The organism is Ruminococcus flavefaciens, from assembly GCF_900108555.1.
GTDB lineage: Bacteria > Bacillota > Clostridia > Oscillospirales > Ruminococcaceae > Ruminococcus > Ruminococcus flavefaciens_P.
This window is the reverse complement of the sequence record NZ_FNWV01000002.1, coordinates 46451-65093: the sequence shown is the minus strand read 5'-3', so window position 1 is coordinate 65093 and position 18643 is coordinate 46451. Positions and strand designations below refer to the sequence as shown.

Below are 18643 nucleotides of genomic sequence, written 5' to 3'. Positions count from 1 at the left end.
GTCTTCTTTGTAGTTTCTGTAGGCTTTACAGTTGTTGTTGAAGTTGTCTTCTTTGTTGTTTCTGTTGGCTTTACAGTTGTAGTTGAAGTTGTCTTATTTGTAGTCTCTGTTGGCTTTACAGTTGTAGTTGAAGAAGTTGCTGCTGATGTGGTTTCTGTAGTAGCTGCCGATGTTGTTGCTGTAGTTGCTGCTGTCGATGTTGTAGTCGGTTCGTCATCTTTTATCTTGATGTAGCCCTGCTCGATGCCCTTGGTAAACAGCCATGCTTCCATATATTTTGTATTTTCCTTTTTAGCGATAGAAGCAAACAGGTCATTCTCAGCATCGTATTCTATATTTACAGGAAAAAGGTCGCCTGCCTTCACGTTATCGGGAAGTCTGAGATCAAATGTCCACATTACACCGTTACGGCCGTAATCGCCCGAACCTGCTGTAACAAGAAAGATGCAATTGTCTTCTTCGGAGAGTTCTATTCCAAGATTCTTGATAGCAGGACCTCTCTCAGCTATCATTTCGTCGCGCTCTACGAGCTTCAATCTGTCATCATATCTTACATGGATACCTGTAGCTACATACTTCTTGTCAGCATCCTTGATACTCATTTCGATAGACTGAACAGGCGATTTTTTGGCTTCGTCCAATGAGATCTCGATCTTGCTGAGTGATATTGTCGGCTTGACTGTTGACTTCTCAGGATCAATGCCATTGAACTCGTATTTGTCTCCTGTTGCGCTTCCTGCTCCATATGCGCTGAATATCGGTGAAGCACATATAACAGAAAATGCTGCTGTGATTGCTGTCAATTTTTTAAGGATATTATTCATTATTCTGCCCCCTTGATTTAATAATTGTATAATATCACAAAAAAAACAAAAATGCAAGTACTTTTATGCACTTTTACTGCGTTTTGTGCTTATCTTACCCATAAGCGTAACTATCAGTCCCAGATATACTATCCCTCCTACTGCCGCAGAAGCAGCAATGACCGTGATTTGCGATGCTTCTGCTTTTTTCAGCACAGACGATACCAGATATGCTGCTCCGCCGCACATTGCTCCCGAATACACAACTTTTCCGAATTGAGCTGCGCCGATATGCAATTTGGTCGCTTTTATGTAAGTCCTGAGAGATACAATAAGTATCACAGCATAACACAGCGATGTTGACAGCGCTGCACCGTCAACTCCCATAAATGGTATGAGTGCAAGATTTCCCATAAGCTTTACAGCCGTGCCGAGAAGCATTATTTTCAGCGGCGATGATGTTTTTCCTACTGCCTGGAGCATACTGAAAAGCGGATAGGACACGCATAAACATACCATTCCGACCATGAGCCAGCGCAGTGAGTCAACGCAAAAGGCTGCTTCATCTGTTTGCTGAGGATAGAGAAAGCTTAGCAGTTCGGGAGCAAGTACCGTCATTCCAACTGCCGCAGGTACGGCTATTACCGCAGATGTAAGAAGTGCCTGCAATGTGCCGTACTCAAGAGCCTTTTTGTCCTTGTTCTCGTATGCAGCCGTTATACAGGTAAGTGCGCCCTTGCCAAGCATATTCGTTACTGACGGCACAAGATTGAACACCGTAAGTGCTATGCCTGCAAACGAACCATATATAAAGTAAGGGAGCTCCCCTTCCGAAACGCCCTCAGGTGCAGTCATACTGCTGCCAAAATACGATATACAGCCTATTACTGTCCACATATCTATCAATGCCGTAAGATTTGTCACAAGGGCACTCACTCCCACGGGCAGAGCTGTTGCCATCAGCTCGCGTACTATGGCTTTTCTGCTCATAACATAGCTCTCGCTGCTCTCGGGGGTTTTAGTGAACAGTCTTACTGCTCCAAAGAAAAGGGCTGCGCCTGCGGTTGAAAGAGTTACTCCTGCTATGCCTGCCGCCGCAGCTATTGCGCGGATATCCGTTATATACGGGAAATATCCTGTAATTACCTGCGGATAGTTCATCACGTATCCGCACAGCAGAAGTCCTGCTGCTGCCTTTACTATTCCCTCAGCTACCTGAGAAAACGCTGTAGGATACATATTGCTCATGCCCTCGTAGTATCCACGCTCCACCGCCGTTATACAGCCGAAAAATACCGCAGGAGCTATCATCGCCACTGCTAACCATGCTTCGGGACTGCCTATGCTGTAAACACTGAAAGGCTTTGCAAGAAGGAATATGAGCAGACTGCCAACAAGTCCTGCAAGCGAGAAGATAGTCAACGCTGTTCTGCGGACTTTCGCCGCATTGGCATACATACCAAGTGCCGCGCTCTGTGCTGTCATACGTGCGACTGCGGAGCTGAGTCCAGTTACTGTGAGAGAATACACAGGCATGAAAAGGCTGTATGCGCAGCTGAAATAGCTCATGCCCACTCCGCCAAGTATATTCGTCAGCGGTATCTTGAAAACCGCTCCAAGCAGCTTCGCCGCCGCTGCCGATATCATAAGTATTATAGAGCCCTTTATGAAATTCTGCTTTTTCAGTATTGACCGCCTCCCATATGTGCCTTAACATAAAATAGTTTTTCACAGAAATATATGCCGAAACAAATGATATTATGCGAGCTGAGGCAGCCCCTACAGTATGTCATTTGGAGTTTATGCGTAATTGGCGGACGCGCAATGCGCGTCCCTACACATGGTATCATGTTATTTTCATCGTAAGGCTCGGGCGGATAATATCCGCCCCAACTTAGTTCTTAGTTCTAATTGAGGCGCGGAACGCCGAGGACGCCGTCGCTGATGTTTTATACATACTGACCAATAATCACTGTTTGCGGATTACTAATTACTATAAAAATCAACGCAGATATTGATTTATTGTAAATTATGTGTTATAATGTAAATTGGACTGATTATAGTTATCAAACAGACGAAAGGCTGGTTTTTATCATGGATTATAAATTCTCAGACAAGGTCAGCAAGCTTCAGGCTTCTGCAATCAGAGAAATCCTCAAGTTCACTTCCGATCCTGAGGTAATCTCCTTCGCAGCAGGCAACCCTGCTCCCGAAGCTTTCCCTAAGGAAAGGATCGCTGAGATCTCTGCTGATCTTCTCAAAAACGACCCTATTCTTGCACTCCAGTACAGCGTCACTGAGGGCTATACTCCCCTGCGTGATTTCCTTAAAGGCTGGATGACAGAAAAGAATTGCTTCCACAAGGAATTTGACGACCTTATCATTACATCAGGCGGTCAGCAGGCTAACGAGCTTTCATGTAAGGTACTGCTCAATGAGGGCGATACTCTCCTCTGCGAGTCACCAAGCTTTATAGGTTCGCTCAACGCTTTCCGCTCATACAATGTCAACCTTGTTGGCGTGGAAATGGAAGATGACGGTATTGATCTCGAAAAGCTTGAAGATGTCCTCAAAAAAGACAAGAATGTCAAGCTCCTCTATCTTATCCCCAATTTCCAGAACCCAACAGGCAAGACTATGTCTCTGGAAAAGCGCAAGGCTGTCTACGAACTTGCCTGCAAGTATGACTTCATTATCCTTGAGGACGACCCGTACGGCGAGCTCCGCTTTGAGGGAGAAAACGTTCCCTGCATAAAGAGCTTTGATACCGAGGGCAGAGTAATCTACTCCAGCACATTCTCAAAGATAATCTCATCAGGCTTCAGAACAGGCTACTGCTCCGCTCCTGCTCCTATCATTCAGAAAATGGTAGTTTGCAAGCAGGTTGCTGACGTTCACTCGAATATGTGGGCACAGGTGGTTTCCCACAGATTTATGACAACTGTTGACAGAGAAGCTCATTTCAAGAAGCTCCGCGCTATATACAAGGAAAAATGTGACCTTATGTGCGGATACATCGACAACGAATTCTCAAAGAAGATACACTATACAAAGCCCCAGGGCGGTCTGTTCGTATGGTGCGACCTTCCCGAGAACTGCGATATGAACGACTTCTGCAAGAAGGCTGTTCAGCAGTACAAGATCGCTGTTGTACCCGGCAACTCTTTCAGCATCGACCAGAACGAGATCAGTCACTCGTTCCGTCTTAATTATTCAACACCTACAAACGAGCAGATAAAGAAGGGTATGGATATCCTTGCCCGCATGACAAGAGAAATGCTCGACTAAAAAAGAAAAAATTACTTTGAAAGGAAATTTTTATTATGCCAAACAGAATGACCGACAGATATAATGTCACACAGAAATACCTTATGACAAGAGGACAGGCTATCAACTTCCCTGCTGAGTACTTCGATACATTCAGCAAGCTCAAGAAAACCGATGTTTTCGGCGTTGTTATCGATATCCCTATGTCATCAGAAGTTCTTACAACTATGGTATGTTTCATCAACGGTGCTGCTAATATCTACTTCAACAACGGCGGCGAGTACACAGGAGCTTCACAGAAGTACAGAAACCTCGTTCAGGCTGCACATACTCTCGTTGCAAATGCAGGTCAGCTCCTTCCTAAATGTGAAAAGACAAAGCGTTTTGACCTTCCTAAGGGCAGAACAAACAAGATATTCCTTCTCACTAAGAGCGGCGTATACATGACAGAACTCAAAGCAGGTCTTATCCCTGAGACAGAGCCTGAGCTCCGTTCATTCTATGTGCTCTATCAGCGCGTTCTCAGCGAGATCAGAAGCTGCCAGCTCAAGGACGAGGCTGACAGAAGAAATGCTGCTACTAAGTAAGGAGAATCACACTAATGGACGATAAAAAGCTGATATTCAGCGGTATCCAGCCTACAGGCACATTTACCCTCGGCAACTATATAGGTGCTGTCAGAAACTGGGGTGCTTTGCAGGAACAGTACAACTGCATATACTGCGTTGTTGATATGCACGCTATCACAGTAAGACAGGAGCCTGCTAAGCTCCGTCAGAATACACTTAATTCATACGCACTTCTTATGGCTTGCGGAGTTGATCCTCAGAGATCGATACTCTTTATCCAGAGCCATGCTCCCACACACGCAGAGCTCAACTGGATACTCGGCTGTAATACACAGTTCGGTGAGCTTTCAAGAATGACTCAGTTCAAGGACAAGAGCCAGAAGCACCCTGACGATATAAACTCGGGTCTTTTCACATACCCTGTGCTCATGGCTGCGGATATCCTTGCATACAACGCTGATCTCGTACCTGTAGGTGTGGATCAGAAGCAGCATCTGGAGCTTGCAAGAAATATCGCTCAGCGTTTCAATCAGCGTTACGGCGATTTCTTCACGCTTCCCGAGCCGTATATCCCCGAAGTAGGCGCAAAGATCATGTCTCTCCAAGAACCTACAAAGAAGATGTCCAAATCCGACGATAATCCCAACGCCTGCATACTTATCCTCGACGACAAGGATACTATTATCCGCAAGTTCAAGAGAGCTGTTACAGACAGCGAAGCTGAGGTATGCTACCGTGAGGGCAAGGACGGCATCAATAACCTCATGACTATATACTCATGCGTTACAGGAAAGGACTTTAAGGCTATCGAGTCTGAATTTGCAGGCAAGGGCTACGGCGACTTCAAGCTTGCTGTCGGCGAAGCTGTTGCAGATCACCTCGAACCTGTCCGCACCGAGTTTGCAAAGCTCAGCAGCGACAAGGCTTTCCTGAAACAGTGCTATACAGAAGGTGCGCAAAAGGCACTCAGATACTCCGGAAGGATAGTCTCAAAGGCTTTCCACAAGGTCGGTTTTGTAGATAGATAATAATATTTGGCTATGTTTTGATGCCTAAGAAAATATAACTTGTTGTAATTATATAGCAAAAATATACAAAGCGCGGCTGTTATAAGCATTATTTTCTTCGGAATTAACAAAATTGTAAAAAAAAGGTTGCAATTTATCAAAAATTAGGGTATTATATAACATAGCCCGTCTTTAAGGGAGTGTTTTCCTATGGTTGAATATCAGCAGAAAGAGCATTATTCCATCAACGATTTGCTCGATATTGTAAGACTTCTGAGAGGCGAGGGCGGCTGCCCGTGGGATAGAGAACAGACCCACAAGTCGATCAAGAGCGACTTCATTGAAGAGACCTGTGAAGTTATCGAGGCTATCGACCTCGAGGACACAGATCTTCTCAGAGAAGAGCTGGGCGACGTTCTGCTTCAGGTCGTTTTTCATTGCAGGATCGAGGAGGAAACTAATTCGTTTACCTTTGATGATGTTTGCGATGAGATCTGCAAAAAGCTAATTATCCGCCACCCCCATGTTTTCGGAGATGTCACAGCTAATACCACCGATCAGGTGCTAAAAAACTGGGACGCTATCAAAATGGAAACAAAGGGGCAGGAAAGATACACGGATACTCTTACAAGCGTTGCAAAGTCCCTTCCCGCTCTTATGAGAGCACAGAAGGTAGGCAAAAGGGCGATGCGCGCAGGTATGGATTTCCGCTGTGCCGAGGACGCTATAGCTTGTATCGCAAACGAAAAAGCTGAACTCGATGCTGCCGTCATCAGCGGCGACAAAGCTAATATCGAAGAGGAGATCGGCGATCTGCTGTTTTCATGTGTAAATGCAGCGCGTCTTTTGGGCGTTGATGCAGAGCTTGCACTGAAAGCTGCAACTGAAAAGTTCATTAAACGTTTTTCTGTTACAGAAGACCTTTTATCCGCAGAAAACGTTGACATGAAAAATCTTCCTATTGAAGAGCTTGACATCTATTGGGACAAAGCCAAATCAATAATTTGTAAAACGGAGGAACAGAAAAATGACTAAGACTGAGCTTATCAATTCTATAGCAGAGAAGGCTAAATGCACAAAGAAGGACGCTTCCGCAGCTCTTGAGGCTACTCTTTCAGCTATTCAGGAGACTCTCGAAAGCGGCAGCAAGGTTTGCCTCACAGGCTTCGGTACATTCGAGGTTCGTGAGAGAGGCGAAAAGACTTGCATCAATCCTAAGACAAAGGCTAAGATGGTTTGCCCTCCATGCAAGGCACCTGCTTTCAAGGCCGGCAAGGGTCTTAAGGAAGCTATCAACAAGTAATTACAAAGAGGGACAGTTTACTGTCCCCCTTTTATTTATCCATACAATACGGAAGGAGATATTATGAGACTTGATAAATACCTCAAAGTCACAAGGCTTATAAAACGCCGCACAGTTGCCAATGAAGCCTGCGATGCCGAGAAGATAGTAGTCAACGGCAAGGCTGCAAGAGCTTCTTACGATGTAAAAGTCGGCGATATAATAGAGATAAATATGGGTACACGCCCGTTAAAGGTAAAGGTGCTCAGCGTTACAGAACACGCTACAAAGGAAAATGCAGCAGATAACTATACGGTAATAGAATAAGACAGCGCATTAATACACATAGAAAAAAGGACGGATAACTCCGTCCTTTTTATTTCGTATTATGGATATCCCAGCGGAAGTTTACAAACTTTCTCGCCTTTGTATTATCCAACAGATTATTATTCTCTACCTTTGAGAGGTCAAGGTAGCGATAATTGGTCTTTTCGTCCTTATTGGTGCTGAACATTCCTTTCAGCTTTGAAAACGTTCCTGCGGGCTGTTTCTGCATTACTGCGCCGAGACGATGCTTTTCACGCATGAATGTGATTATATCAGCCGCCGTAGTAGGAAGCTTGTCGCCTACGTTGTATACTCCGCTGTATGATGTATTATCTGCAATCTTTGTATAGCACAGTATAAAATCAACAAGATTGTGGATACAGCACATCTGAAATCCGTACTGTCCCTGTCCGTATACGAAATACGAACCGTCCTTCGGATCTGTTATCTTGGATATAAGGTTATCCGTAAAATTAAGCGTATATACTGGTGAAAAACGTATGATACAGCATATCGTTTCCTTATGATGAGCCAACTCGCTGACAAGTGCCTTTTCGGATTTATACTTCATTACAGCATAATTCGTGATAGGCTTCAGATCGCTGTCCTCACGTATAGGCTCACGCGACTTCGGGAACTGATATACCTGATCGGTACTTAGCAGTATCACCTTTTTTACGTTCTCATCTGTCAATGCATAACGATAGATAAACTTATCCACTGATGCGCTCTCGTTCATCTGCTCGTCTGATATGATAGGTCCGAGATCGTTATCTACCGTACAGCCTGCAAAGATCACAATGTCGATCTTATTATTTTCAAACACCTCAGCTATAGCATTCTTATCTGTAGGTGAACATATTACTGATGAATAGTGAAGCTTCCCTTCGTTATAACCTGATTCCTCTCTGTCAATAGCTATGACCTCAAAGCCTTTCTTGAGGAGTCCTGAGCAAATGTGCTGCCCTATTAATCCACATCCGCCTGTTACCAGTACTTTCTCCATGATCATAGCCTCCTTTCTCCAACTTAAATAATATCTTATTTATCCTCTGAATTAAAACATCATATTCCTAAATGAACTTATTATCTTATTTTTCTCCGTTTAATTAGCTTTCCGCAACTCTACTCTACCCGTATCCGTCTCAGTTTACATCTGAAGGATCGGGATCAGAATTGATTTTTTCAAGATACTTGTCAACTGTTGCATTAATAGACTCATAAGTCTCGTTCCACGGTGTACCTCTTGCGGTAAGCCTAAGTGAATCATTAAGAAGATTTCCGCAGTCCTGAGAAACGCCCCTTGAGATATCTATAGTGGGGTTATCCTCTGCGAGTTCCTGCATACTATCTTTCATATCCAGCATTTCCTGTGTCCAGCCGTAGTCATCTTTGAACTGCTGGTCTGCTATCTCCTTCGTTTTCGGATCAAGATGAGCAAATCTCTTGCAGTCAAGGTATCTGGCTACGCCCTCAGGATTTGAACCGCCGCTTACAAACATATACGCTTCCAGTCCTGTAGGCACATAATATTCATCTGCTTCGGGATCTTTTGGCATTGGCACAAAGAATACGTCTTCGCCGTATTTTGCAGTCCATTTGTCCTTTTCCATGTAGAAATCGTACAGACCGATAGGGTAAAACAGCGTTTTTCCTTCGCCTATGTATGCAGGCTTGGTATCCCAGCCGAAATCTCCGACACCTATAGCGATGCAGTTCTTCTGGTACAGATCGTATATCCAGTTCTGGACGCGCTCCATACTCGGATCGCTGAGATTGTTTACAAGCTTGCCGTCCTCAAGACCTACAGGCGGTACGCCAATGGTATTCATAAGACCGAATTCAAACCACCAGCCGTCTATGCCGTATTTCTGATTGTCGGTATCTACAAACTTCTCAAGCATATCCTGGAAGGTATCCCATGTCCACTCTCCTCTTGCGTAAAGATCAGCGGGATCTTCCAGACCTGCTTCCGCTACAGTCTTTTTGTTATACACTACAGCTACAGTATCTCCCGTAGCCTGAACTCCTGCCATATAATGTTTTCCGTTCCACAGGAACTGGTCGTTGACGTCCTTAACGTCCTCCCAGAGAGGAGAATCAAAGTCAATATAGTCATCTGCGGGTACAAACATATTCTTTACCGCACCTCTTGGGAAAGCGTCCAGATTTCCTCCATAGAAGAAATCTATGCCCTCGCCTGAGCTCATATACTCTGTAAGTTTCTCATACCTGTCCTCATAGGTACAGCTGTAGTATTTGACACTTCCGCCGTATCTCTCCTGAAATACCGCAAGGTCAATAGGTACGTTCTTGCCTGTACCGTCGGGATTGATGTCCCAGTCAGAGAGCCACTTTATTTCTCCGTTTTCAAGCTTATCGCCTGTAAGAAGCTCAGATTTTTCCGCATTCTGACGTATTTCGTTTCTCAGATCAGAGTCCAGCTCCTTGGCATTGCCCGTCGACTTTTCGTCTTTCTTGCTGCTGCAAGCAAGTAAAGACATCGACATTGCAGCTATAAGCAATGCTGAAATGAAATATCTTACTCTTTTCATCCTCAAACTCCTTTTAATATCGCCCTGTTATTACCCGATAATTTATACTCTTTCACTTTACCTAATTATATCACTTTGTCTTGGTTTATGTCAATATAAAAATTTCATAGACTTTTAACACTTTTATAGTGAATTGTTCACATATTGTTTAATTATACTGTGATATATTTCGGCTATATGCACATAATTATCTGCTGCAAGTGTTCCCGGCTGCTCTGAAAGCACAGCTTTCACGCATATTACAGACCGCACATCCGCGCTTGCCGCGCTCTATCTTTGTTTCGGATATGCCTATTATCGCTGTAACGGATTTTGACGGGATCAGCAGGGAGCTTTCAGTCGCAGTAAGACCTATCCTTCTCTGAGCGTTAAGGGCGATAAGAAAACTTCTCTGTAATGAGATAGGAAGGTCGCCGTATCCTGGACTGAAACGCCATGTTCTGTACGGGTATTCGTGTTTTGCAAATATCTCCTGCTCAGCGCGGTCGCAGACCTGTTCAACAGCTGCACTGCATAGACAGTCTATGGCAAGTGACTCCGCCATATCTGTAACAGCAGCCTGTCGGATAAGCTTATCCGCTTCCTGAGAAAGAGTTGCCGCAAGCATTATTGCACGGGTACAGCCGCTGAGATGTCTTTTTATATCTTCTCCCGTAAGGGGTTCTGACATTGCTCCGAGAACTACTCCATCGTCAGTGTAATCGACAGAGGTCTCCAGATACACATATTTAGGTCTTACACGCTGACGCACAAGCCTTTCGCAGCGTTCAAGCATATCAGATATGGTATCCGTCGGTGTGCCCTTGATACCCATATACCGCGCGGCTTCCGATATGGATATGGGATCAAGCTCTATCATGTTTTTATGATGCCCGAAACAGCTTCGCTTATCTTACGGGCGACATAAGGATTATTCATGGTATAAAGATGTATTCCGTCAACTCCGCTTGCCACAAGGTCAACTATCTGGTTTACCGCATAGGCTATGCCTGCATCGCGGAGAGCTTCGGGATTATGCTCGTATTTGGTCATTATACGCACGAATTTGCTCGGCAGACTTGCGCCGCAGGTAGTTACCATGCGCTCGATCTGCTTTTTATTTACAACAGGCATTATTCCTGCTTCTATCGGTATATTTATTCCTGCAATAGCTGCCTTTTCGCGGAATTCGTAGAAATTGTCATTGTCAAAGAAAAGCTGTGTTATAAGGTGGTCTGCACCTGCTTCCACCTTTTTCCTGAGATTGATTATATCATCAACAAGACTATCCGCATCGGGGTGACACTCAGGGTAGCAAGCTCCTGCAATGTCGAAATCTCCCTTTGACTTTATGTACGTGATAAGGTCGCTTGCATAGCTGAAATCATTTACAGGCGGTATGTCAGGGTTTATATCTCCCCTCAGTGCAAGTATATTCTCGATGCCGCGTTCTTTTGCCTCATCAAGTGCAGCATCTATCTCACTTTTAGTAAAATTGATACAGGGCAGATGAAGCATTGGTATTATGCCGCTTTCCTTTATTTTAGAAGCTATTTCAAGCGCGTAGCGGCTGTTGCCGCTTCCGCCTGCACCAAAGGTAACACTTATGAAATCAGGGTGAAGATCGTTGAGTTCATCAAGTGTACTGTATATTACATCGACAGGACTTGTTTTCTTCGGCGGGAATACCTCGAATGAAAACACGGTCTTATCTTTAAAAAGCTCTTTGATATGCATATATATCCTCCGTTATTCTATTGACCAGTCGATCTCGCCCAGCCCCTTTTCGCGCAGGAACTGATTTGCCTTTGAGAAGTGCCTGCATCCGAAAAATCCGTTGTACGCCGAAAGCGGACTTGGGTGTGCAGCCTTTAAGACAAGATGCGCAGGGTTTGTTATGTACTGCTGTTTTGTCTTGGCATCTCCGCCCCAGAGCATGAACACCATAGGCTTTTCACGCTTATTAAGAAGCTGTATAACATCGGTGGTGAAGTTCTCCCAGCCTATGCCGTGATGACTTCTTGCCTGATTTGCGCGTACTGTAAGTACGGAATTGAGCAAAAGCACTCCCTCTTTTGCCCACTTTGTCAGCTCACCGTGCTTGCCTAAGTTATCTATGCCCACATCTTCCCTTATCTCCTTGAAAATATTGATAAGCGACGGCGGCGGAGCTATTCCCTTTCGTACAGAGAAGCTCAGTCCGTGAGCCTGTCCTTCGCCGTGATATGGATCCTGTCCGATTATAACACACCTTACATCTTCATAAGATGTATACTTCAGAGCGTTGAAAATATCGTACATACCAGGGAAAATACGCTGTGTTCTGTACTCGTTTATAAGCGTCTGCCTGAGTTTAAGGTAGTAATCCTTGGTGAATTCATTTTTCAGAAGCTCGTCCCAATCGTTATTAAAGCTTACCATACTTCCTCCATATGCGTTGTATTAAAACAGGGGACGGCAATTGAGCCGCCCCCCTCTCTCATTAATTGAAAACTGTATCCTCATAATACTTGAACTTTACAAGGGTATTGCGCCTGTATGTAAGTGAACCCTGCTGATTGAAAGGCACCTTATCATATGCCTCCGCAGAACACTCGATCTTCAGCTTCTGACCTTTTCTCGTAACAAAGATAAGTTCATAATATTCATCGACCAGCTTTACCTGTCCCGTGCTTTCGATGATCCTCATACGGTCATCGCTCTTTCTTATAAGAGTAGCCATTTCAACAATAGGCTCAGATGTACGCTTCTGCTGAGCAAACTCGTCATTCTGACCACCTCTTCTGTCGTGCTGCTGAGGTGCTCTGTTCGCAGGAGCAGATTTCACAGGCATATCTCCGTCGTCATAGTCATCAGAACGCTCCTCAAGGAATAATGAAAGAAAACGTCTGAATGCACTTTTTCCGCTGAATAAAAGTATTATAAGTATAAGTACAACAACGATAGCGGCAAGTAAGATCAAAAGATTTCTCATCTGTTGTGTCATTTATTTTTCAGGCGCACTGCGCCTCTCCTTTCAGTTTCAACGTATCCGTCCGCTTCTTTATATTTCCGAACCGATACAAAATAGTCCATTTCTATTATAATATATTTTTTCATACTTTGCAAGTTTTATTTGCAAATTTCTTTAAAATATGTTTCATCACTTTTTGCGTTCTTTTTTGGATAATAATATGTATGTGAGCAACCATTGATTTTTACGCTTACTATATTAATATAAACGAAATGAGAACGGCTTTTCAGACATACAAACAAATGGGAAGTAACCATATATCGTTGTTTTCGGCACACACCCCGTAAGCTTGCTTTTACGCCCGTGAAATGATATAATATATCCGTACTTCTTTTATGATTGGAGAATATTTATGCAGAAAATTCTTGGATATATGCGAAAAGCCATACAGAATTACGGGCTCATATCCGACGGTGACCGCATACTTGTCGGTGTTTCGGGTGGAAAGGACAGTCTTGTACTTATGAAGGGACTACACTTCCTGCGAAAATTCATCGGCATTGATTACGAAATAGTGGCTGTTACTCTTGATATGGGATTTACAAACGGGACTATGGATTTTTCCCCCATTGCTCAGCTATGCGAAAAAGAAGGCATTGAGTATCACGTTATTAAAACTCAGATCGCAGAGATAGTTTTCGATGTACGAAAAGAACCAAGCCCGTGCAGTCTCTGTGCGCGAATGAGGCGAGGTGCGCTCCATGATGCTGCAAACGAACTCGGCTGCAATAAAGTCGCACTCGGTCACAACTACGATGACGCGGTCGAGACTTTTGTAATGAATTTGTTCACCGAGGGGCGTATCGGCTGCTTTTCGCCGAGTACTTATCTTACACATAAAAAAGTCACGGTTATCCGTCCCCTTGTACTTGCTCCCGAAAAGGAGATACGCCGCACAGCAAGACGTATTGAGCTGCCCGTTGTTAAGTCCGTCTGTCCTGCGGACGGTCACACAAATAGACAGAAAACCAAGGACTTCCTTGCTGAAATGGAGCGTAACGACCACGGCTTCAAGGACAGGCTTTTCGGAGCGATGCAGCGCGCAAATATCGACGGCTGGGGCGGTATCAGCTGGACTCCTCCTAAATCAAAGGACTGACATACAGCAAAAAGGCTCTCCAAAAGGAGAGCCTTTAATAATTCATTTAGAATTACGGACTAATTTAATTAGTCTTCCTTCTTTCTAAGAGCGAATGCTGTACCTACAGCGATTGCAAGACCTGCAACTGCTACGCCTGCACCAGCAACACCTGTCTTAGGTGAATCCTTCTTAGCTGTTGTAGCCTTCTTAGTTGTTGTAGCCTTAGCTGTTGTCTTCTTATTTGTTGAACCAGCAGCTGTTGAAGTAGAAGTTGTTGATGAACCAGATGTTGTTGTAGTTGTTGTAGTTGTTGTAGATGTAGTTGTAGTAGTTGTAGTTGTTGTAGTAGTTGTAGTAGTTGTTGTAGATGATGATGTAGGAGGCTGCTCTATCTCAATGTAGCCCTGCTCGATACCCTGAGTAAATACCCAAGCCTGCATGAGCTGACCTTCAGCATCCTTATCACCGTTTGTGAAGAGGTCTTCAGCTGTTGGCTTGCTCTTGTATGCGATCTCGATTGGGAACTTGTCGCCTTCCTTAACATCAGAAGGAAGTGTGAGCTGGAATGTCCAGAGAACGCCGTCCTTACCAGCATCTGTTGAAGCAGCTGTTGCTACAAAGAAGCCGTTAGCGCCGTCGCCCTGCTGCTCCTGTGAGAGTCTCTTACCAGCAGCGCCGAGCTCAGCATAGAATCCATCTTCCTCAACAACCTTGAGTCTGCTGTCGAACTGGATGTGGAGACCTGTTGGAGCGTACTTACCGTCAGCACCCTTTACTGAGAGTTCGATCTTACGTGTTGGGTTAGCCTTAGCCTCTGCAAGAGAAATCTTCTCCTGTGTGAGTGTAAGTGTAGGCTTTGTAGCAGCCTTGCTTGGATCAAGACCGTTTAAAGCATATTCCTGACCAGCAGCAGGACCTGCAGCGAATGCAGAAACAGCAGAAGCTGAAAGTGCTACAGCAGAAACTGCGAGTGCAGCAAAAGCACTCTTTAAAGTATTCTTCTTCATTGTCATTATTCCTTTCAGAAAATTTTAGAATTATATATGTAAATCCGCCGCCGCGAAAGCGGCGGATCACACTCTTTTATTTTTTACGTCTTATCTTTTAATGTCTGATACAGCCGATCAGTCAGTTGTAGTTGTTGATTTTGAAGCTGTACTTAAAACTTCATCCCAGATCTGCTTGTCAGTCTTATCGTTGTAATCAGATGAAGACTTTCTTGCATAGTATGCGAGGATCTTGGAAGCATCGTTAGAGTCAATGAGTCTCTTATCCTTCTTTACTGTTCTCTCTACTGCCTTATCTGAACCGTGGTGAACGTCAGCAAGGAATGCTGCGAACTCTTCGTACTCAGATGTTGGTGATGTTGCGAGTGTGCTCTTTGAAAGGTTGATGTCATATGGATCGCTGTTTGTTGAAAGCTTAGCGTAGTAAGCGAGTACCTGTGAAGCATCGTTTGAGTCAACGAGGTTATCGAGGTTAGCATCACCCTTGAGAGCGATGTAAACTGTTACTTTAACGTCGTTTCCGTCGATGTCCTTGAGTGCTGCGCCGTTAGCGTATACAGGAACTTCATACTTGAAGCCTGCATTGTCAGACTTGTATGTATTTGATGGTGTAGCTGTACCAAATGTAACATCAGCTGTGATGTCCTTTGTATTTTCCTTCTCACCGGATACTACAGTCTTGCCGTTGATCGTGTAGCCTTCAATGTATCTCTCGTGGAGAATTACATTTGAAACCTGAGCCTTATCGAATGCTTCATCAATGCTTACATAGTATGCAGCCTCTGTATCAGCTGTTACATATGTCTTGATGATAGATGTTGTGATTGTAACATCAGGAGGAGTTGTTGTAGTTGAAGATGTTGTTGTATCAGATGATGTTGATGTAGATGAAGTTGTTGTATCTGATGTTGTAGTTGTGTCAGATGATGTTGTAGTCTCTGATGATGTTGTTGTTTCAGAAGATGTTGTAGTCTCTGATGATGTAGTTGTTGTCTCTGATGATGTTGTTGTATCAGATGATGTTGTAGTCTCTGATGATGTTGTAGACTCTGTTGATGAAGTTGTAGTCTCAGTTGTTGTTGTTTCAGTTGATGTTGTAGTAACTGCTGTAGTTGTTGTGTCAGTTACGAGAACTCTCTCGATCTGAACATCAACTAAACCAGCGTTAACTGTGTTTATTGTACTGAAATCAACCTTAGCTGTGATCTTCTTGTATGAGTCAACGAAAGCATATCCCTGCTTCTCAACCCATTTCTTAACTTCGTCCTGCTCAGCGTCAGCGAATCTTGCTTCGCCATTAGCTACTGCATTTGCAAGTGTACCCTGGATATCTGTTACACTGTCAGCAAACTTTCCGAGATCCTCAGCTGTGATATCGATATTGCCCTCAGGTGAGATGCTCTTGAGAAGTTCTGCATAGATGCTGAGAACTACATCGTTCTTAGCGATCTCGGCACCTGTTTTAGGGATTGTAACCTTCTTGTCATAATTATGCTCCTTGAGCCAGTTGTTTGCCTTAGCAATTACTTTAGAAATATTCTGATACTGACTTGGACCTCTCTTAGCTGTCATAGCATCAGTGTACTTTTTCTTAGCCTTTTCGATCTTATCAGTTACAAGCTTGATCTTAGCAGCGTAATCAGCCTTAGCCTGATCAGCGAACTGAGCAGGAATCTCCTTGTCAATCGCTGCATCACCCTTAGCCTTTACCTTTGCCATTGTATCAAGAGCAAGGTCAAAGAGTTCGCCTGCTGCATATGTCTTATCAGCTGTCTTATACTCAAATTTTACAGGAACTTCTGTACCTGCCATAAGCTTGGATGTCTCAATTGTAAGAGTGAACACACCGCTTACATCGATATCTGAGAAATCGATATTTGTAAGATTTGGTGCGTTATAATTTTCAGCCTGAACTGCAAGTGCGTTACCTGATGTTAAGCTAAGATTACGATTGAAATCAGGATTTGAGATCTTACCTGAGATCACAACATCATTGTTTCCAGTGATCTTATATGAAACACCGTTAGGAATGATGAGTTCGTTTAAGCCGTACTCAACAAGATCCTTATACTGTCCTGCTTTTTCAATTGCTTTCTTTGCAATTGTTGTGATATCAAAATTACCTGATCTTGTTACTGCTGTTGCAAGCTTTGCCCACAATAACTGGTTCCAGTCGGAAACAGTCTTTTCAGCAGGAATGTAAAGAAGATCGTCAAGAGTGATCTTTGAATTTTCTTCACCCTGAGTACTTGCTGTAGCCTGAACAGCGTCATTTGTTTCTGCAGCGTTTGCATAAGTTAAACACTGTGTGAGAGCGATTGGTGCAGCTGCAACTACAGCGATGGCTCTCTTGAATAATGAATTCTTCATTGTCCTATACCTCTCTAACATGTTTATTCCCCTTTTGCTTTAAGCTTTTCTTTTGTTCAAGTTGCTCTCCGCATCAGGCTTAATTTCGGGGCAACTATCTGCGTATGCCTATACTTCCCCCAGAAATTCATATCTACATTTTATCACACAAAGTCCAATAAGTCAAGCAGAACAGTGTATTTTTTTCAAAAATTATTGACGATTAATATTCCCGTTTTTTGTACTTATTTCACAATATGACCGTATATGAACAGTAATATTTTTGCCTTTTTGAACTTTCTGTATTATTTTTTCGGTATTTCGCTGAAAATTAAGCTTTTTCGGGTTAATTATATCATCTTTTTCACGTTTTTTCAAGCGGTAATTTATGTAAAAAAAGCACGCCTTTCGGCGTGCTTTTTTTAACTTTTATGCACCAAATCTTGCTGTTCCGAGAACCTCGTTCCAGATATCGTAATTTGATACATCATTGTAGTCAGAAGATGATCTTCTTGCATAGTATGCAAGGATCTTAGAAGCATCGTTAGAGTCGATTCTTCTCATGTTAGCAGAGTAAGTATTTGGATCGCCAATAAGCTTTCCGTTCTTCTTTGTCTGCCAGTTGTCTGCGCTCCACTCATTTGTGTTAACATCTGCGAGGAATGCAGCGAGTTCGTCGAGCTCATCTGTAGGTGACTCAACCTTTAAGCCAGCAACTGTGCTCTGGAGTTTTACGTCATATACATCTCTGCCATTAGAAGAAATGCTTGCGTAGTAACGGAGAACAGCAGATGCGTCAACTGAATCTACCATGTTATCAAGTGTTGCATCGCCCTTAACGCCGATGTAAGCAGTCACTGTAAGTGGCTTGCCTTCCTTGTCAACGAGCTGCATATCACCATAGTAAACAGGTACATCGTACTTGAAGTCATCTATAGTTGTCTGCTTCGGAACGTGTGTACGAGCGTTATACTCGCTCTCAGGTGTAGCACCATTGAAGTTTACAAGATCATAGTTGATCTCAGCTCTTGGTACTTCGTAACCGCCTTCGTATACATCAATGATCTCGAGCTTAACTACCTGATCCTTATTGAATCCGCCCTTCTGTCCGTCTGCACGAACACCGTTATCATGGCTGAAGTAGTAACCTACCTGAGTCTTGATAGTAGCATATGAGCCCTTATAGCCTGTTGATGTTACTGAAGTTGTAGATGTGGTTGAGCTTGTGTTAGAAACCTCAATACCGCCACCTGTTGTCGGGTTAGTTGAAGATGTTACGCTTCCACCCTGATGAGTTGTATTAACTGTTGTAGTTGTTTCAACAGATGTTGAACCGTTACCGCTTGTTGTGCTAACTGGTGTTGTACCGTTACCACTTGTTGTGGTTCCAGGTGTTGTACCGTT

At 43.7% G+C, this 18643-nt stretch carries 18 protein-coding genes; 7 read left to right on the top strand and 11 right to left on the bottom strand.

Annotated elements, in window-relative coordinates; genetic code table 11:
• Both BLW60_RS16690 and BLW60_RS03500 read right to left on the bottom strand, forming a co-directional pair.
• A partial coding sequence (locus tag BLW60_RS16690) for a hypothetical protein (protein ID WP_175460877.1) occupies positions 1 to 824 on the bottom strand: 824 nt, incomplete at its 3' end.
• Positions 825 to 887: 63 nt separating this feature from the next.
• Positions 888 to 2471, bottom strand: a complete 1584-nt coding sequence (locus tag BLW60_RS03500; RefSeq protein WP_278289833.1) for a lipid II flippase MurJ — start codon at positions 2469 to 2471, stop codon at positions 888 to 890.
• 426 nt (positions 2472 to 2897) lie between these two features.
• On the opposite strand from BLW60_RS03500, the gene BLW60_RS03495 reads away from it, so the two are divergent.
• The 6 genes from BLW60_RS03495 (at position 2898) to BLW60_RS03470 (ending at position 7255) form a co-directional block, all read left to right on the top strand.
• Positions 2898 to 4091, top strand: coding sequence for an aminotransferase-like domain-containing protein (locus BLW60_RS03495; RefSeq protein ID WP_074714509.1), 1194 nt, complete (start codon positions 2898 to 2900; stop codon positions 4089 to 4091).
• Positions 4092 to 4126: 35 nt separating this feature from the next.
• On the top strand, positions 4127 to 4657 hold the full coding sequence (locus tag BLW60_RS03490; protein ID WP_074714508.1) for a hypothetical protein: 531 nt from the start codon (positions 4127 to 4129) through the stop codon (positions 4655 to 4657).
• Positions 4658 to 4671: 14 nt separating this feature from the next.
• Positions 4672 to 5667 (top strand): tryptophan--tRNA ligase, encoded by a 996-nt coding sequence (gene trpS, locus BLW60_RS03485; RefSeq protein ID WP_074714507.1) that lies wholly within the window; start codon positions 4672 to 4674, stop codon positions 5665 to 5667.
• Positions 5668 to 5856: 189 nt separating this feature from the next.
• Positions 5857 to 6681, top strand: coding sequence for a nucleoside triphosphate pyrophosphohydrolase (gene mazG / locus BLW60_RS03480; RefSeq protein WP_074714506.1), 825 nt, complete (start codon positions 5857 to 5859; stop codon positions 6679 to 6681).
• Positions 6674 to 6949, top strand: coding sequence for an HU family DNA-binding protein (locus BLW60_RS03475; protein WP_074714505.1), 276 nt, complete (start codon positions 6674 to 6676; stop codon positions 6947 to 6949). The genes mazG and BLW60_RS03475 overlap by 8 nt, the downstream gene beginning before the upstream one ends.
• 63 nt (positions 6950 to 7012) lie before the next feature.
• On the top strand, positions 7013 to 7255 hold the full coding sequence (locus BLW60_RS03470; protein ID WP_019678992.1) for an RNA-binding S4 domain-containing protein: 243 nt from the start codon (positions 7013 to 7015) through the stop codon (positions 7253 to 7255).
• 49 nt (positions 7256 to 7304) lie between these two features.
• Here the strand turns inward: BLW60_RS03470 and BLW60_RS03465 are convergent, their stop codons facing one another.
• From BLW60_RS03465 to BLW60_RS03440, 6 genes are all read right to left on the bottom strand, one after another.
• Positions 7305 to 8261 carry an NAD-dependent epimerase/dehydratase family protein gene (locus BLW60_RS03465; RefSeq protein ID WP_074714504.1) on the bottom strand — a complete coding sequence of 319 codons (957 nt, stop codon included), beginning with the start codon at positions 8259 to 8261 and terminating at the stop codon, positions 7305 to 7307.
• Between the two features lie 139 nt (positions 8262 to 8400).
• Positions 8401 to 9810 carry an ABC transporter substrate-binding protein gene (locus BLW60_RS03460; RefSeq protein ID WP_074714503.1) on the bottom strand — a complete coding sequence of 470 codons (1410 nt, stop codon included), beginning with the start codon at positions 9808 to 9810 and terminating at the stop codon, positions 8401 to 8403.
• A gap of 187 nt (positions 9811 to 9997) precedes the next feature.
• The gene (locus BLW60_RS03455; RefSeq protein ID WP_242872821.1) at positions 9998 to 10669 is read right to left on the bottom strand and encodes a vitamin B12 dependent-methionine synthase activation domain-containing protein; all 672 of its coding nucleotides are present in this window, start codon (positions 10667 to 10669) and stop codon (positions 9998 to 10000) included.
• On the bottom strand, positions 10666 to 11526 hold the full coding sequence (gene metF, locus BLW60_RS03450; RefSeq protein ID WP_074714502.1) for a methylenetetrahydrofolate reductase [NAD(P)H]: 861 nt from the start codon (positions 11524 to 11526) through the stop codon (positions 10666 to 10668). Before metF ends, BLW60_RS03455 begins: the two co-directional genes overlap by 4 nt.
• 12 nt (positions 11527 to 11538) lie before the next feature.
• Entirely contained in the window at positions 11539 to 12210 is a 672-nt protein-coding gene (locus tag BLW60_RS03445) for a uracil-DNA glycosylase (RefSeq protein ID WP_074714501.1), read from the bottom strand.
• 61 nt (positions 12211 to 12271) lie between these two features.
• The gene (locus tag BLW60_RS03440; protein WP_074714500.1) at positions 12272 to 12775 is read right to left on the bottom strand and encodes a hypothetical protein; all 504 of its coding nucleotides are present in this window, start codon (positions 12773 to 12775) and stop codon (positions 12272 to 12274) included.
• A 379-nt stretch (positions 12776 to 13154) separates the two neighbouring features.
• Between BLW60_RS03440 and BLW60_RS03435 the strand changes: the two genes are divergently transcribed.
• Complete coding sequence (locus BLW60_RS03435) at positions 13155 to 13901, top strand: tRNA 2-thiocytidine biosynthesis TtcA family protein (RefSeq protein ID WP_074714499.1); 747 nt, start codon at positions 13155 to 13157, stop codon at positions 13899 to 13901.
• Positions 13902 to 13969: 68 nt separating this feature from the next.
• On the opposite strand, the gene BLW60_RS03430 is transcribed toward BLW60_RS03435, so the two are convergent.
• The 3 genes from BLW60_RS03430 to BLW60_RS16680 form a co-directional block, all read right to left on the bottom strand.
• Complete coding sequence (locus BLW60_RS03430; RefSeq protein WP_074714498.1) at positions 13970 to 14890, bottom strand: NPXTG-anchored protein; 921 nt, start codon at positions 14888 to 14890, stop codon at positions 13970 to 13972.
• A 117-nt stretch (positions 14891 to 15007) separates the two neighbouring features.
• The gene (locus BLW60_RS16685) at positions 15008 to 17260 is read right to left on the bottom strand and encodes a cellulose-binding protein CttA-related protein (protein ID WP_175460876.1); all 2253 of its coding nucleotides are present in this window, start codon (positions 17258 to 17260) and stop codon (positions 15008 to 15010) included.
• A 408-nt stretch (positions 17261 to 17668) separates the two neighbouring features.
• Positions 17669 to 18643: cellulose-binding protein CttA-related protein (locus tag BLW60_RS16680; RefSeq protein WP_175460875.1), on the bottom strand; the 975-nt coding region annotated here is incomplete at its 5' end.